Source organism: Amycolatopsis rhabdoformis, assembly GCF_035918295.1.
Lineage (GTDB): Bacteria > Actinomycetota > Actinomycetes > Mycobacteriales > Pseudonocardiaceae > Amycolatopsis > Amycolatopsis rhabdoformis.
The window spans coordinates 481,803-497,649 of record NZ_CP142149.1 but is presented as its reverse complement, the minus strand read 5'-3'; the positions used below and the strand labels follow the sequence as shown (position 1 = coordinate 497,649).

At 70.8% G+C, this 15,847-nt stretch carries 15 protein-coding genes; 9 read left to right on the top strand and 6 right to left on the bottom strand.

The window, feature by feature from the left end; all coding sequences use genetic code 11:
• Positions 1–333: 333 nt before the first annotated feature.
• The 5 genes from VSH64_RS02325 (at position 334) to VSH64_RS02305 (ending at position 7,227) form a co-directional block, all read left to right on the top strand.
• On the top strand, positions 334–1,311 hold the full coding sequence (locus tag VSH64_RS02325) for an ABC transporter permease (protein ID WP_326833784.1): 978 nt from the start codon (positions 334–336) through the stop codon (positions 1,309–1,311).
• Positions 1,311–2,306 (top strand): ABC transporter permease, encoded by a 996-nt coding sequence (locus VSH64_RS02320; protein WP_326833783.1) that lies wholly within the window; start codon positions 1,311–1,313, stop codon positions 2,304–2,306. Before VSH64_RS02325 ends, VSH64_RS02320 begins: the two co-directional genes overlap by 1 nt.
• Complete coding sequence (locus tag VSH64_RS02315) at positions 2,303–4,435, top strand: ABC transporter ATP-binding protein (protein WP_326833782.1); 2,133 nt, start codon at positions 2,303–2,305, stop codon at positions 4,433–4,435. The genes VSH64_RS02320 and VSH64_RS02315 overlap by 4 nt, the downstream gene beginning before the upstream one ends.
• A gap of 53 nt (positions 4,436–4,488) precedes the next feature.
• The gene (locus tag VSH64_RS02310; RefSeq protein WP_326833781.1) at positions 4,489–6,171 is read left to right on the top strand and encodes an ABC transporter family substrate-binding protein; all 1,683 of its coding nucleotides are present in this window, start codon (positions 4,489–4,491) and stop codon (positions 6,169–6,171) included.
• A gap of 120 nt (positions 6,172–6,291) precedes the next feature.
• A complete protein-coding gene (locus VSH64_RS02305; RefSeq protein WP_326833780.1) occupies positions 6,292–7,227 on the top strand; it encodes a DUF3592 domain-containing protein in 936 nt (311 codons plus the stop codon).
• On the opposite strand, the gene VSH64_RS02300 is transcribed toward VSH64_RS02305, so the two are convergent.
• From VSH64_RS02300 to VSH64_RS02285, 4 genes are all read right to left on the bottom strand, one after another.
• Complete coding sequence (locus tag VSH64_RS02300) at positions 7,219–8,196, bottom strand: phosphotransferase family protein (protein WP_326833779.1); 978 nt, start codon at positions 8,194–8,196, stop codon at positions 7,219–7,221. The genes VSH64_RS02305 and VSH64_RS02300 overlap by 9 nt on opposite strands.
• A gap of 90 nt (positions 8,197–8,286) precedes the next feature.
• A complete protein-coding gene (locus VSH64_RS02295; RefSeq protein WP_326833778.1) occupies positions 8,287–8,685 on the bottom strand; it encodes a hypothetical protein in 399 nt (132 codons plus the stop codon).
• Positions 8,686–8,738: 53 nt separating this feature from the next.
• Positions 8,739–8,948, bottom strand: a complete 210-nt coding sequence (locus tag VSH64_RS02290; RefSeq protein WP_326833777.1) for a hypothetical protein — start codon at positions 8,946–8,948, stop codon at positions 8,739–8,741.
• On the bottom strand, positions 8,945–9,541 hold the full coding sequence (locus VSH64_RS02285; RefSeq protein WP_326833776.1) for a hypothetical protein: 597 nt from the start codon (positions 9,539–9,541) through the stop codon (positions 8,945–8,947). The genes VSH64_RS02290 and VSH64_RS02285 overlap by 4 nt, the downstream gene beginning before the upstream one ends.
• Positions 9,542–9,656: 115 nt before the next feature.
• Between VSH64_RS02285 and VSH64_RS02280 the strand changes: the two genes are divergently transcribed.
• The 4 genes from VSH64_RS02280 to VSH64_RS02265 are packed head-to-tail and all read left to right on the top strand — an operon-like array spanning position 9,657 to position 13,462.
• On the top strand, positions 9,657–10,877 hold the full coding sequence (locus VSH64_RS02280) for a sensor histidine kinase (RefSeq protein ID WP_407655670.1): 1,221 nt from the start codon (positions 9,657–9,659) through the stop codon (positions 10,875–10,877).
• Positions 10,874–11,524 (top strand): response regulator transcription factor, encoded by a 651-nt coding sequence (locus VSH64_RS02275; protein WP_326833774.1) that lies wholly within the window; start codon positions 10,874–10,876, stop codon positions 11,522–11,524. The genes VSH64_RS02280 and VSH64_RS02275 overlap by 4 nt, the downstream gene beginning before the upstream one ends.
• A 47-nt stretch (positions 11,525–11,571) precedes the next feature.
• Positions 11,572–13,038, top strand: a complete 1,467-nt coding sequence (locus VSH64_RS02270) for an APC family permease (RefSeq protein ID WP_326833773.1) — start codon at positions 11,572–11,574, stop codon at positions 13,036–13,038.
• Positions 13,039–13,048: 10 nt separating this feature from the next.
• On the top strand, positions 13,049–13,462 hold the full coding sequence (locus tag VSH64_RS02265) for a hypothetical protein (protein ID WP_326833772.1): 414 nt from the start codon (positions 13,049–13,051) through the stop codon (positions 13,460–13,462).
• Between the two features lie 60 nt (positions 13,463–13,522).
• On the opposite strand, the gene VSH64_RS02260 is transcribed toward VSH64_RS02265, so the two are convergent.
• Entirely contained in the window at positions 13,523–14,299 is a 777-nt protein-coding gene (locus tag VSH64_RS02260; protein ID WP_407655669.1) for a DUF6885 family protein, read from the bottom strand.
• Entirely contained in the window at positions 14,299–15,660 is a 1,362-nt protein-coding gene (locus tag VSH64_RS02255) for a glutamine synthetase family protein (protein ID WP_326833770.1), read from the bottom strand. Before VSH64_RS02255 ends, VSH64_RS02260 begins: the two co-directional genes overlap by 1 nt.
• Positions 15,661–15,847: the final 187 nt, after the last annotated feature.

The window sequence follows — 15,847 nt, the reverse complement described above, 5'->3', positions numbered from 1 at the left end:
TCCGGCCGGAAACATTTCCGGAACGTGATCCCGGGTATTCACCCACGCACCCACCGCGACGAGCCGCCCGTACGAAATACCTCGCGCACCCCGTCCACCGCAACAGCCGAAAGTCGGTCCTTCACGAGCCCGCCGCGAAAATCGTGATTATTTGGTTGCCTGGGAACGAAGATCGCAGGGCCCTCTCCGGATTATGCTGCGCCGACAACGAGCGTCAGCAGCATTCGGAAGGCAGCACCGGCAAGTGTTTTCGACGAAAACTCAATCGGGCGAGCGTCAGGCGTGGCCGTCGGCACGGAGTGGAACCTCCGTTCCCGGTGAATCGAGGAAACCGTGATCGGCTTCCTCCTCCGCCGCCTCGTCAACTACGTGGCCTTGTGCCTGGTCGCCACCTTCGCGGCCTTTTCCTTGGCGTCGCTGGCTTTCAGCCCGCTCGACGCACTGAAGCTGCGGAACCCGCCGGCTCCGCAGTCCACAATCGACGCCAAAGCGGCCGAGCTCTACCTGAACCAGCCGATCCCCGAGCGCTTCTTCACCTGGCTCGGCGGCGTGCTGCACGGGAACTTCGGTCGCACGGTCGCCGACCAGCCGATCACCGACGAGCTCTTCCGCCGGGCCGGCGTGAGCCTGCGGTTGTTCCTGCTGGGCATCACGATCGGCATCATCATCGGCGTGCTCGTGGGCGTGGTGAGCGCGATCCGGCAGTACAAGATCAGCGACTACGTGGCCACCACGTTCTCGTTCGTCGTGCTGTCCACCCCGGTCTTCGTGATCGCCACGATCCTCAAGGCGGGCGCCCAGTCGGTGAACGACAACCTGCTCGGCGGGTACCAGTTCTTCATCGTGCAGGGCGAAACCAGCGGCCTCGACGGAAGTTTCGGCGACGTGCTGCTGGACCGGTTGCAGCACATCATCGTGCCGACCCTGGCGATCGTGCTCACGCAGGTGGCGTACTACAGCCGCTACCAGCGCTCGGCGATGCTCGACGTGCTCGGCTCCGACTTCCTGCGCACCGCGCAGGCGAAGGGCCTCACCCGGCGCCGCGCGCTGTTCAAGCACGGCCTGCGCACCGCCCTGATCCCGATGGCCACGCTGTTCGCGTTCGGGTTCGGCCTGCTCATCACGGGCGGCATCTTCACCGAGCGGATCTTCGGCTGGTACGGCATGGGCGACTGGCTGGTGACCGGGATCCAGAAGCAGGACACCAACATCGTCGCCACCGTGACCCTGTTCATCGCGATCTGCGTGCTGCTGGCCGGGTGGCTGGCCGACGTGCTCTACGCCGCGCTCGACCCGAGGGTGAGGATCTGATGGCCGCTCCCGTGAACGAGGCCGACCTCGCCGACTCGGCGCTGCTCGCGACCGACACGCAGACCGAGGCCGACACGAAGTCGTCCAGCCGCGGCAAGCTCGTGCTCCGCCGCTTCCTGCGCAACAAGCTCGCGGTCGTCTCGCTGGCCGTGATCGTGCTGTTCTACGTGCTGGCCTTCACCTACACGTGGTACTCGCCGTGGGCCTACGACGAGCTCGACCCGCTGTCGAACCTGTTGCCCCCGGACGGAAACCACTGGTTCGGCACGAACCAGATCGGCGGCGACATGTTCGCGCAGACGATGCGCGGGCTGCAGAAGTCGCTCACGATCGGTCTGCTGGCCGCGCTGTTCTCCACCGGCGTCGCCTCGATCGTCGGCGCGGCCGCCGGTTACTTCGGCGGCTGGACCGACCGCATCGCGATGTGGGTCGTGGACCTGCTGCTGATCCTGCCGCCGTTCCTGATCATCTCGATCCTCTCGCCGGCGTTCCGCGGCAAGACGTGGCTGATCCTGGTCGGCCTGATCGCGTTGTTCCAGTGGATGATCACCGCGCGCATCGTGCGCGGCATGACGCTGACCCTGCGCGAGCGCGAGTTCGTGAAGGCCGCGCGGTTCATGGGCCAGCCGTCGTGGCGGATCATCGCCAAGCACATCGTGCCGAACATGGCCTCGCTGCTGATCATCGACGCGACGATCAACGTCGGCGTCGCGATCATCACCGAGACCTCGTTGTCGTTCTTCGGGTTCGGCGTGCAGTCGCCCGACGTCTCGCTCGGCACGCTCATCGCGAGCGGCACCGACGCGGTGCGCACGTTCCCCTGGCTGTTCTACATTCCGGCGGGCTTCCTCGTGGTCACCGTGCTCGCGGTGAACTACGCGGGTGACGGCCTGCGCGACGCGCTCGACCCGTCGTCGAGCCGGTCGCGCCGCAAGGAGCGCAAGCGCATCGCTGAGAAAACGAAGTCCCCCAGTACCACAGGAGCCACAGCATGACCGCCTCGCTCGCACTGGGCGCGGAGACCGAGAAGCCCACCGGCACGGTCCTGGAGGTCGCCGACCTCGACGTGTCCTTCCCCTCGGAATCCGGCCGCGTGCACGCCGTGCGCGGCCTGAGCTACCAGGTCGCGGCCGGTGAGGTGCTCGGCATCGTCGGCGAGTCCGGCTCCGGCAAGTCGGTGTCGTCGCTCGCCGTCATGGGCCTGCTTCCGCCGCAGGCCCGCATCTCCGGCTCGATCCGGTTCCAGGGCAGTGAGCTCATCGGCAAGTCCGACACCGAGCTCTCGAAGCTGCGCGGCAAGAAGATCTCCATGGTCTTCCAGGACCCGCTCTCGGCGCTCACGCCGGTGTACACCGTCGGCGCGCAGATCGCCGAGGCGCTGCTGGTGCACGCCAAGGGCTCGATGAGCAAGCAGGAAGCCAACAAGCGCGCGATCGAGCTGCTCGACCTCGTCGGCATCCCGAACGCCGCCGCGCGGGCCAAGTCGTTCCCGCACGAGTTCTCCGGCGGCATGCGCCAGCGCGCGGTGATCGCCATCGCGATCGCCAACGACCCCGACCTGATCATCGCCGACGAGCCGACCACCGCGCTCGACGTGACGGTGCAGGCCCAGGTGCTGGAAGTGCTCAAGACCGCGCAGGAGGTGACCGGCGCCGGCATCGTGATCATCACCCACGACCTCGGGGTGGTCGCCGGGTTCGCCGACCGCCTGATGGTCATGTACGCCGGGCGCGCCGTGGAGCAGGGCCCGGTCGAGACCATCTACGCCCAGCCGCGCATGCCGTACACGCTGGGCCTGCTGGGCTCGATCCCCCGCGTCGACGCGCACGAGAAGCAGCCGCTGGTGCCGATCGAGGGACAGCCGCCGTCGCTGGTGAACCTGCCCACGGGCTGCCCGTTCGCGCCGCGCTGCCCGCTGGTGATCGACGCTTGCCTGCAGGCCGAGCCACAGCTGCTCACGATCACCCCGGGCAACCCGAACGCACTGGTCGACACCACCCACCGCGCCGCGTGCATCCGCACCGACGAGCTGGCGGGCCCGAAGGCCGACGCGGCCGAGGTCTACGGCGCCGAGGTGATCGAGGAGGCCCCGGTCGCCGCCGTGGCGCGGGACAAGCGCGCCACCGTGCTCGACGTGCAGGACCTGCAGAAGCACTACCAGGTCACCAAGGGCGCGGTGTTCAAGCGCAAGGCCGGCACGGTCAAGGCGGTCGACGGCATCAGCTTCGACATCGTCGAGGGCGAGACGCTGGGCCTGGTCGGCGAGTCCGGCTGCGGCAAGTCCACCACGCTCATGGAGATCCTCGAGCTGGCCGCGCCGCAGCACGGCTCGGTGGCGGTGCTGGGCCGCGACGTCGCGAAGCTCGGCAGCAAGGCGAAAAAGGCGATCCGGCGCGACCTGCAGGTGGTGTTCCAGGACCCGATGGCCGCGCTCGACCCGCGGCTGCCGATCGGCGACATCATCGCCGAGCCGATGGTGACCCACGGCTACGACAAGGCGCGCATCGCCAAGCGCGTGCCGGAGCTGCTCGGGCTCGTGGGTCTGCGCGCCGAGCACGCCGACCGCTACCCGGCGGAGTTCTCCGGCGGCCAGCGCCAGCGCATCGGCATCGCCCGCGCGCTCGCGCTGGAGCCGAAGCTGATCGTGCTCGACGAGCCGGTGTCCGCGCTCGACGTGTCGATCCAGGCCGGCGTGATCAACCTGCTCGACGAGCTGAAGGCGAAACTCGGCCTGTCGTACCTGTTCGTGGCCCACGACCTGTCGGTGATCCGGCACATCGCCGACCGCGTGGCGGTGATGTACCTCGGCAAGATCGTGGAGATCGGCGACGTGCAGACGGTGTTCGACGCACCGCAGCACCCGTACACGCAGGCCCTGCTGTCCGCGATCCCGATCCCGGACCCGATCAAGGAACGCGAGCGGACCCGGATCATCCTCACCGGCGACCTGCCCAGCCCGGCCAACCCGCCGTCGGGCTGCCGGTTCCGCACGCGCTGCTTCGTTTTCTCGCAACTGTCCGAACAGGACAAGCAGAAGTGCATCGACGTCGAGCCGCCGCGCGAGTCCCGCGCCGCCGACCACGACGTCGCCTGCCACTACGCCAAGACCCGCGAAGTCGTGTAGCCATACATCCGTTGGCACACAGGGAAAGAAAGGTAAACATGATGCGACGGAGAATGGCCGCAGTCGTGGCTCCCGTTGCTGCTCTGGGGCTTTTGCTCGCCGCCTGTGGCGGTGGCACTTCCAGCAGTGGCAGCAGTGGCCTGCAGGACGCCGGCACGCAGCAGGTCAAGACCTCGGACATCAACCCGCAGCCGCTCGACAAGATCAAGGACGGCGGCGACTTCAAGTGGCCGGTGGACCAGCTGCCCGACAACTGGAACTACAACGAGGTCGACGGCACGGTCGCTGACGGCGCCTACATGGACGGCGCCATCCTGCCGTACCCGTTCCCGCAGAACGCGGACGCTTCGGTGGGCGTCGACCCGAGCTACCTCACCTCGGCCGAGGTCATCAGCACCGACCCGCAGGTGGTCGAGCTGAAGATCAACCCGAAGGCCAAGTGGAGCAACGGCCGGCAGTTCTCGTGGGAGGACTACGCCGCGCAGGCCAACGTGCTCAACGGCAAGAACCCCGCCTACCAGGTGTCGGGTACCACCGGGTACGAGGACATCGCCAAGGTCGAGAAGGGCACTGACGACCAGGACGTGAAGATCACCTTCGCGAAGAAGTTCGCGGAGTGGAAGTCGCTGTTCAGCCCGCTCTACCCCAAGGAGCTGAACGCCGACCCGGACACGTTCAACAAGGCCTGGGCCGCGAAGCCGCTGATCACCGCCGGCCCGTTCAAGGTCAAGAACATCGACGCGACCGGCAAGACCGTGGTCTTCGAGAAGGACCCGAACTGGTGGGGCCCGAAGCCGAAGCTGGACACCGTGACCTACAAGGTCGTGGAGCGCGCCGCGCTGCCGGACGCCTTCGCCAACGGCCAGATCGACTTCTACAACCTGAACAACGACATCAACGCCTTCAAGCGCGCGCAGGCCGACCCCAACGCGGTCGTCCGCCAGTCCAACAACCCGGACTACACGCACGTGACCTTCAACGGCGCCTCGGGTGCGATCCTGGCCGACAAGGATCTGCGCGTGGCGATCATGAAGGGCATCGACACCGTCGCGATCAGCAAGGCGATCCTCGGCCAGATGCAGAAGGACACCACCCCGATCGGCAACCACCTGTACCTCAAGGGTTCCAAGACCTACGAGGACAACTCTGGGCCGTACAAGTACAACGCGGACGCCGCGAAGGCCGAGCTCGACAAGCTCGGCTGGAAGATGTCCGGTGACCTGCGCGCCAAGGACGGCAAGCAGCTCAAGCTGCGCCTGGTGATCCCCTCGAGCACCCCGATCAGCCAGCAGACCGGCCAGATCATGCAGTCGGAGCTCAAGGCGATCGGTGTCGGGCTGGACATCCAGGCCGTGCCGAGCACCGAGTTCTTCAAGAACTACGTCAACGTCGGCAACTTCGACCTGACGCTGTTCCGCTGGCTGTCGAACTCGTTCCCGATCGGCGGCAGCAAGGGCATCTACTACCTCGACCCGAAGAACATCAACCAGAACTACGGCCGCATCGGTGACGACAAGCTGAACCAGCTGCTCGACACCGCGGCTCAGGAACTGGACGACACCAAGCGGGCCGCGGACATCAACGCCGCCGACAAGGAGATCTGGGCCCTGGGTCACCAGCTCCCGATCTTCCAGTCGCCGGGCGCGTTCGCCGTGCGCAAGACCGTGGGCAACTTCGGTTCGCCCGGTTACGCGAACACCCCGTACGACTACACCAAGATCGGCTTCGTGAAGTAGTTCAGCGAAGCGGCACGGTGCAGTAGAAGTGGCACCGTGCAGTAACGGCAATCCGGGAGAGCGGCGTGGGCCCCGGGCCCGCGCCGCTCTTTCCTTTGTGGACGATCTAAGGTGGGTTTCGTGCGGAGTTTCCTGCGGCTGCGGCCGGTGCGCCACATCCTCGTGACGAGTGCCGTGGTGCTCATCGCGTGCGCGGCGGTGTTCGTGGTGCAGCTGCTGGAGTTCTCGGCCGCGCAGGCGCAGGTCCGCGGCATCACCGCGCAGGCCACCGCCACCGTGGTCCGCACGGACGACGACCTGGTCACCGTGCGCTTCCCCGTCGCCGGCGGCCGCGACGCGACGGCCGACGTGCAGCTCGACAGCACCGCCCCGAAGAACGGCACCACCGTGCCCGTGCTCTACGACCCCGCGCAGCCTTCGCGGGCCCTGATCCGCGACGCCACGCCGATCGTGACCGCCGACCGCGCGACCACCTACGCCACGGTGACCGTGGTCGCGGCCGCCGCCGTGCTGGCGATCGACGCGTTCTTCCTGTTCACGCGCTTCCTGCGCCCCGCGCGAGCCGCGGCCTCCGCACCGGTCTCCGTGCGCCGGGTGAAGCTGCAGCGCGGAGTGCTCACGCGTTCGTGGATCGAAACCGAGACGGCCGTGCCGCGCTGGATCCCGGTGTACTTCTCCCCCACGCTGATCGGCCTGCCGGCGCCGGCGAAGGTGGTGCTCCACGGCGACGTCCGGCGCGACCGGCACGTGGCCGTGTCCGTGGGCGACGAGCTCCTCTACCCGGCCGGCGCCGTGCGCACGACCGAACCCCGCGGGCGCCGCACCGACAACCCCGCCGAGCCCGACGACGAACGCTCGCTCGCCGCGGCCCGCCCGGTGTCGCTGGCCCGCCAGTTCCGCGCCGACCTGCCGGTGCTGGCCGTCGCGCCGGTGGTCGCGGCGTTCTGGGCCTTCGTGGACGGCAGCGGCTTCGACGGCTGGCTCGTGGTCACCGTGCTGGTGGCGGCGTTCGGCTTCTGGTGGGCCGCGCTGCGCGGTTCCGACCCGTCACTCTGACAACTGCGCGACCACGGCGGCCAGCTCGTCGTAGGAGTCGGCGAGCTTCTCCCCGCGGTCGAGGCGGTGGCGTTCCAGGCGCAGCGCGCCGAGGTGACGGGCGCGGTAGTAGAGGGCGCGCCGGCGGGCGGGTGGCGAATCGTCGAGTGGTCCGTAGGACGTCCAGAACTCGTCGCGTTCGGCGCCCGGTTTGGCCAGCGCCATGTGGATCGGCCAGTCGGCCGCCGGGTCGCCCCACCAGCTGCGGTCGTGGTCGTACACGCCGGTCACGGTGAGGTCCGGGGTGAGCATCACGTTGATCGTCCAGAGGTCGCCGTGCAGCAGGCGCGGCGAGGTGACCTCGTCGAGCAGCGCGGCGTCGGCGGTGGCGAGCCGGCCGACCTCACGCAGGTCGGCGGCGTCGAGGCCGCGATCCTCCAGATCGAGTGCGTTGTCGGCGAAGTAGGCCACGAGCGCTTCGCTCCACGTCGCGAAGTGCGGCCCCGCGACCGGGCCGAAGCCGGGCCCGCGCACGCCGTGCACCAGGCGGGTCAGCCGGCCCAGCTCGCGGTAGAACGGGCCGCGCTCGGCCGGCGGGTACGTCGGCAGCACGTCGGGCCCGGCGCGGCCGGTGAGCACGGCCTGCACCACGTAGTCGCGCGGGATCACCTCGTGGGTGAAGTCGGCGGCGATCGTGCGCGGCAGCAGGTGCGCGATGGGCGCGAAGTACGGCGCGGCCAGGTACTCGTTGCGCATGAACTGCCACTCGATCCGCGTCTGGCGCTCCGGTTCCGGGGCCACGCGCAGGATCACGGGTCCGTCGCCGAGCTCCACGCGGTAGGTCGTGTTGTAGCCGCCCCAACCCAGCTCGGTCGCCTCGCGCACCTGCGTGCCGGGCCCGAACACGCGCTCGCACACGGTTTCGATCTGGTCCGCGGTGAGCTGCTGCTGGAACGCCCCGGCGGGACGGTCGAGGGGGCGCAAGTCCATGCCCTCATCCTGGCAGCACGGTGATCTCGGCAACCGCCGAACGCGGGAAACCGCGGTCTCAGGGAACAGGGACGTCCGGAAACAGTGGCGTCAGGGAACAGCGAGGCCTTCGCGTCTCAGCGACTCCTCGATCCGCAGCCGTTCCAGGTCGCGGTCGATGCCTTCGGGAGTCGAGTCGAGCCGGTGCTCGACGCCGACCGCGCGGCAGGCAGTCTGCAGCAGCTCGTCGTAAGCCTGACGAGTACCGATGCGCCGCGCCGCCGGCGTGCCCGGCGGGTAGGACGCGAGCTGGCGGTGCACCCGCCGCAGGTCGGCCGACAGGCGTTCGACGGGCGGGCCGGCGGGGCGCAGCCGTTCGCGGCGGTGCTCACACAGCCAGCGGTAGAGAGCGGGCACGCGCAGGGCGCACCAGAAGAGCGCCGAGGGGGCGAGGCTGACCACGGCGAAGAGGACGAGAGGCCCGGCCACGCTGCCGGTCGCGTCGGCCACGCGTCCAGTGTAAGCCGCGTCACAGTTCGAGTCACCGTCTCGCTGCCCCTACGTCACAGCTGGTCGCGGCGGCGTTTGCGCGCCCGTTCGGCGAACAGCACGCCCGCCCCCGCCGCGAGCAGCACGGCGCTGGCGGCGATGTGCAGCGGCGGCGGCAGCACGTGGAGCTGGACGAACCAACTGGGGTTGCTCGAGCCGGCGAGCCGGTTGATCAGCCCGCCGGCACCCTGGATCACGAGCAGGAGCCCGAGGAGCTCGATCACGGGGTCACCTTGCGCTGGTCCCGGCTCGGCTCGTCCTTCTTACCGAACAGCTCCGTCCACAGCGGGCCGGCGAAGAGCCAGATGCCGACGAGACCGCCGAGGCGCGGCAGCCACTCCCACAGCGGCCCGACCTCGTTCGGCCGGCCGATCAGGAAGATCGCGGCGAGCAGCAGCACGGCGGCGATCACGCAGGCCAGCACGCACTTGGACCACTCACGCCACTCGTGGCGCACCTTCTCCTTGCCGCGGAGCTTCGGCGCGGGCGGCGGGCCGCCGGCGAAGCGGTGGGCGAAGCGCACGTCGGCCCAGCGGACCATGCTCGGGCCGAACACCACGCTGAAGCCCAGGTACACCGCGGCGAGGCCGTGGGACAGGTTCGGCGTCGCGCCGCGCGCCAGGTCCACCACCGTGGCGACCAGCACGATCAGGTCGATCACGGGCACGGCGGCCAGCAGCACGGTGCTGAACTTCTTCAGCTTCAGCGGGTAGCGGGCCACCAGGCCACCCACCAGGACCAGCCAGAAGGCGATTTCACCACCGACGATGAACAGGGTCGCCGGGTTGTCGACGAGGTACTTCCCGATAGCGTTCATGATCCTCACTGTCCCGCGAACCGCACTGGTGCGAATCGGTGAAGCGCACGATCGTGGGGTCATCACTTAGGAGGACGCTCACCGGTGATCCCTGTGCTTCCATGGGGTCGTGCCGCTGCGAGGACTCCGCGCGCCGGCCCTGTTCAAGCCCCGGGAGCTGCCCGGGTGGCAGCAGGACGGCCTCATCGCCCTGTTCGTGTTCGTCGTGGGCCTCGGGCTGTACCTCACCGGCGTCTACCGCCTGGTGCCCGGCACGGACCGGTTCGGGCTGTGGGCGCGGCTGGTCGAGCTCGTGGTGCTGTGCGGCCTGTCGTTCCTGCGCCGCTGGGTGCCGGGTGGGCTGCTGCTCGCCACGGGCGTACTGGCGGCCGACCTCGCGCTCAGCCCTTCGCTGCCGGTCGTGGCCGTGTACACCGACTTCCTGTACGCGGCGACCCTCTACGGCTCCCGCCGCACCAGCCGCGTGCTGATCGGGGTGGCGGCCACGGCCGCGCTGGGGGTGCTCGTGGCCGCGTTCGCCGTCGCCGAGCAGTGGCGGGTGGCGGTGCTCGGGGCGCTGGGGATCCTGCCGTTCCTGCTGGTGCCGGTGTGGTGGGCGGCGAACGTGCGCCAGCAGCGCGACATCGCGGCCACCGAGCGCGCCAACGCCGAGCAGCTCGCGAAGATCGCCGAGCTCGACCGCCGCGCCGCCGTGGCCGCCGAGCGCGGCCGGATGGCGCGCGACCTGCACGACGTGATCGCCGGCCACCTCTCGGCCATCGCGATCCAATCGGAGGCGGTGCTGTCGATGGCCGACGACCCGAAGACCTCGCGCGCGGTGCTGGAAGCCGTGCGGGAGAACAGCGTGAGCGCACTCGACGAGATGCGCACGATGATCGGCCTGCTGCGCGCCGCGGAAGCCGGCTCCGAAGACCGCTCGGACACCGAGTACGAGACCACCGCGCCCGCCCGGCTCGCCGAGCTGTCGCGGCTCGTGGAATCCGCGCGGGCCACCGGAATGGAGGTCGTCGTCGACTCCACAGTGGACGCCTCGGCCGGCCTGCCCGCCGCCGTCGACCTCACCGCGTACCGGATCGCACAGGAAGCGCTCACCAACGCGGTGAAGCACGCGCCCGGTGGCCGGGTGGTGGTGAGCATCGGCCGCGCCGGCGGCATACTCACCGTCGAGATCGGCAACGAGCTGCGTTCGGCGACCGCGCGCACCGGTGGCACCGGCCACGGGCTGCTGAGCATGCGCGAACGCGCGAGTGCCGTGGGCGGGACGCTGAGCGCGGGCCCGTCGGGGTCGGCCTGGGTGGTCCGGGCCGAACTGCCGCTGGTGGGGGGACACGCGTGACGGTGAAGGTGCTGGTGGCCGACGACCACGGGGCGATCCGGGCGGGCCTGGTGCTGATCCTCGGCAACGCCGAGGGCATCGAGGTGGTCGGCGAGGCCGCCGACGGAGCCGCCGCGGTCCGCCAGGCGCGGGCGCTGCGGCCCGACGTGGTGCTGATGGACGTGCGCATGCCCGGCACCGACGGCATCACCGCCACCCGCGAGCTCGTCGCCGAAGGCCTCGCGCAGGTCCTCGTGCTCACCACGTTCGACCTCGACGAGTACGTGCACGCCGCCCTGCGCGCCGGCGCCGCGGGGTTCCTGCTCAAGTCCGTGGAAGCGCCGCGGCTGATCGAGGCCGTGAAGCTGGTGGCCGCGGGTGAGGGCGTGCTGGCGCCGCAGGTCACGCGCAAGCTGATCACGGCGTTCGCGCAGTCCGCCGGAAAACCCGTGACCGCGCCGGCGGGGCTCGACGACCTCACCGACCGCGAACGTGAGGTGCTGGGTTGCCTCGGCGCCGGCCTGTCCAACGCCGAGATCGGCACGCGCCTGCACATCGGCGAGACGACCGTGAAGACCCACGTGTCGCGCGTGCTCACCAAGCTCGACCTGCGCTCGCGCGTGCAGGCGGCGATCCTGGCCCAGGAAGCCGGGCTCACCGAGCGATAACCGGCAACCGCTGTGCGCGAGAGCCGGTGACCTCTTAACGTTTTCGCATGGGTGTGCGGAGAACGTTGGACGTGGACGAGGTCCTGAAGCGCCAGGACTCGGGCGAGCTGAAGCGGCGGCTCAGGGGACGCGACCTGGTGGGGTTCGGCGTCGGGATCATCATCGGGACCGGGATCTTCACCCTCGCCGGCGTCGAGGCGAAGACGCACGCCGGCCCGGCGGTCACGTTGTCGTTCGTGATCGGCGCCGTCGTGGCCGGGCTCGCCGCGCTCTGTTACGCCGAACTGGCCTCCAGCGTGCCGACGGCCGGCAGTGCCTACACCTACGCGTTCGCCACGCTCGGCGAGGTGTTCGCGTGGATCATCGGCTGGGACCTGCTGCTCGAGTTCGCGCTCGGTGCCGCGGTGGTGTCGCGCGGCTGGTCGGGCTACCTGGCGAACCTGCTCGGCCTTTCGCCGGCGTGGTTCGGTGAGGACGCGAACGTGAACGTCGGCGCGGTGATCATCATCGCCGTGCTCACGGTGGTGGCGGTGCTCGGCATCAAGCAATCGGCGTGGCTCACCAACCTGCTGGTGTGCGTGAAGGTCGCCGTGTGCGTGCTGATCGTCGTGGTCGGCGTGTTCTTCATCAAGAGCGCCAACCTCACGCCGTTCATCCCGCCGGCGCAGCCGCCCTCGGGTGGCTCGGGCGTGCTCGAACAGCCGGTGGTGCAGGCCGCGCTCGGGCTCGAGCAGTCGGTGTACGGCATCGCGGGCGTGGTGACCGCGGCGGCCGTGGTGTTCTTCGCCTACACCGGGTTCGAGGCGCTGGCCAACCTCGGTGAAGAGACCATCAACCCGCGCAAGGACCTGCGCGTGGGCATCCTCGGCGCGCTGGCCGTGTGCGCTGTGCTCTACATCGCCGTGTCCATCGTGCTCACCGGCATGATCCCGTTCACCGACATCGACACCGGCGCCCCGCTCGCGTCCGCGTTCGACAGCGTCGGCCAGCACTGGGTCGGCGCGCTGATCTCGCTCGGCGCGGTGACCGGCCTGACGTCGGTGATGATGGTCGAACTGGTCACCATCGGCCGCATCGGCTTCGCGATGGGCCGCGACGGCCTGCTGCCCAAGGCCATCGGCACCACCCACCCCCGCTGGGGCACCCCGCACCGCATGACGATCGGCGGCGCCGTCCTCATCGCCGTGCTGGCCGCGTTCGTGCCCATCTCGGCCTTGTCGGACATGGTCAGCATCGGCGCTCTCTCGGCGATGATCATCGTGGCCGTGGCGGTGCCCGTGCTGCGCCGCAAGCGCCCGGACCTGAAGCGGCCGTTCACCGTGCCGTTCTCGCCGGTGGTGCCGATCATCGCCGCCGTGGCGTGCTTCTACCTCATGCTCAACCTCGACGTGCTCACCTGGATCCGCTTCGCCGCGTGGCTGATCATCGGCCTGCTGATCTACTTCTTCTACGGCCGCAAGCACTCCCGGCTGGCCCCGGGAAATCGGAAGGAGCCGACGAGCCAGGACCGCTAGATTCGGGCGGGTGCGCAGGTTGATCGTCGTGGTGGCGGTGCTCGGGCTGGTGTCGGCGGGGTGCTCCCGGTCAGTGGCGCCCGACCAGGGGCCGATGGTGGCCCCGGCGGGGTACTCGCTGCCCAAGGGGGCCGAACACGTGGTCAGTCCGGGAATGGATCCGGACCTCACGGTCGAGCTGCCGGTGGGCGGTCTGGTCAAGCTGGACGACGACACCGCCCAGCGCGCCCAGGACGCTCGGATCTGGTCGGTGCTCCGGCTGGCCGAGGTCGAGGGCGAGACCTCGATCTACCAGGCGGTCGCGCCGGGCAAAGCGGGCTTGGTGATCGCCGCGCACGGCTACCCGTGCCCGCCGCGCGCGCCGCACTGCGGCACGGACACCAAGGGACCGTTGAAGCTCCTGGTGGTCGTCACCCCGGCGTAGGGCCTCGTCGAGCACCGGTGCTCGACGCGAAGTACCGCGACTCACCGCACCGACCACCGCTCACGAGACACTGGGTCGGAACTCCGGCCGCAGCCCCGCGCCGGCGACCGCTTCGGCGAGCTCGCCGGCGTGGGCCGCGTCCGCGACGAGCAGCAGCACCCCCGAAGCCGCGAGCGCGGCCGTGACCCATTCCACCGGCTGCTCGTGGATCCCGTTGTCCCCCAGCACGGCGAAGGTGTCCACAACGGACAGCAACGTGCCCTCGGCCCCGATCCGCACCCCGGCCAGCAGCACGTGGTGGTGTCCCGGCGGCCGCCACCGGTTCGTCCACAGAGGAGGGACGCCGGTGCCGAGGTAGTCGAGCAGCGCGTGGCGCGGGGTGTCGGGCGAACCCAGCTCGGCCGGGTCCAGCCGTGCGATCACCGCCACGCGCGGCAGCTCCCGCAGCGCCACCAGCAGGTCGAACAGCGCACGGGTCGACCACTCCCCCGTCGCCGGCACGACCCGCAACCGCCGGCCCGACAACGCCTCCACGGCCGCGGCCAGCGCTTCCGGCGCCGTACCGGCGGTCTCGGCGTCACACGGGATCGCCAGCCGGAAGTCGTCGCGGGGCTTCGCGCCCGCGGGCGGCCCACCCGGCGCGCGCACGGTGCCGGCCGTCACGGCGACCTCGTCCTGATCCACCACCGCGCAGCCGGCCGCCCGCAGCACGGCCAGCGCCGCGAACGCGGCCGCGAGCCCGTCCTTCTGCGGCAGCTCCGCGCGCGCCTCGGCGACGAGCCGGGCGGCGCCGGGCAGCCAGTGCACGGCGGAGAGGTCGTCCCCGGCCACGCGGATCAGTACCGCCACAAGTGGGCGGCCACGATCTGGTCCGGCGTCCGGTCCGCCGCCCACGTCGCGTCGGAGGCGCGGACCGCGCGGAACGCGCCGAGCAGTTCGTCGCCGAGGGCGCCGGACACGCGGGGCGACGCGAGCAGCGCCGCGGCCTGTTCGGTGGGGTTCGCGGGCAGCGGGAGCACGCCGCGGGTCTCGCGTTCGCCGGCGGTCCAGCCGCCGGGGTCCTCGGCGATGGGCTCGGGCAGCACCGCGCCGTCCTCGAGGCCGGCCATGCCGACGGCGAGCACGACGGCCAGGGCGAGGTACGGGTTGGCCGACGCGTCGGACGTCTTGAGCTCCACGTTCGCGTGGTCCGGGCCGAGCAGCGGCGAGCCCGGCACGTACCGCAGCGGCGCCTCGCGGTTCTCCACGCCCCAGAACGCGTACGCGCCGGCGAAGAAGCCCGGCCGCAGCCGCAGGGTGGACGGCACGCTCGGCGCGGTGACGGCCGTGAGCGCGGGCAGGTCGCGCAGGAGGCCGCCGAGGTAGCCGGCGCCGTCGTCCGCCGGGCGGTCGGGGCGGCCCTCGCCGGCGAGCAGGTTGCGGCCGCGGCGCGCCACGGAGGTGTGCAGGTGCCAGCCGTTGCCGGCGGCCGCGAGGCTGACCAGCGGCGCGAAGCTCACCCGAAGGCCGTGGGTCCGCGCGGCGGCGTGGATGGTCTGGCGGGCCAGCAGCTGGTCGTCGGCGGCCGAGAGCGGGTCGGTGGCGGCCAGCGAGAGCTCCAGCTGGGCCACGCCGTACTCGGCGTGCAGCTGGCCGATGCGCAGGCCGTTGGCGGCGAAGTCGTGCAGGAGCGCGGCGACGAACCCGTCGAGGCCCACGAGCGCGTGGGGGCTGTAGGCGGGGCCGGGGTGCCCGGGCGCCGCGACGAAGTCGGTGCTGCCGGCGGGCGTCACGGCGAACTCGAGCTCGTACCCGGCGCGGAACTCCAGGCCGCGGCGCCCGGCCTCGGCGACCTGGCGTTCCAGCACCGAGCGCTGGCAGTAGGGCCACGGCGAGCCGTCGGCGCCGACCTGCCGGGCCGGCGCCCAGGCGAGCGCGGGCTGCCCGGCGAGCCGGCGCAGCCGCTCCAGCACCGGCACGAGCCGGATGTCCCCGGACGGCGTGGCCAGGCCCGGGTGGCCGTAGGTGATGGCGTCGTGGCTGTCGAACACGGCGAACAGCGAGGTGGCGCCAACCCCGCGCGCGGCCGCGTCGGCGAGGCCGTGGACGGGCACGATGCGCGAGCGCGGGATGCCGTTGTTGTCGGCCCAGGCCAGGTGCACCCCGCCCACCCCGGCCGCGGCCAGGTCCTTCGCCGCCGCCGACGCCGCCTTGGTCATCGCCACCTCCGGTGGGGTTCCGGTCAGTATCGCGGCTGCGGGCCCCGGGGGCCATCGCTCACGGTCCGCGACGGGGCCGGGACACGCCGTGCGGAGGCGCGGGCGGCCCGCCGACCCACCCGCGCGGGGGGTTGCGTGCCCGAAAAGACCGGCGGTGATGGCCGCCGCGGCATACCTCGAAATTCCG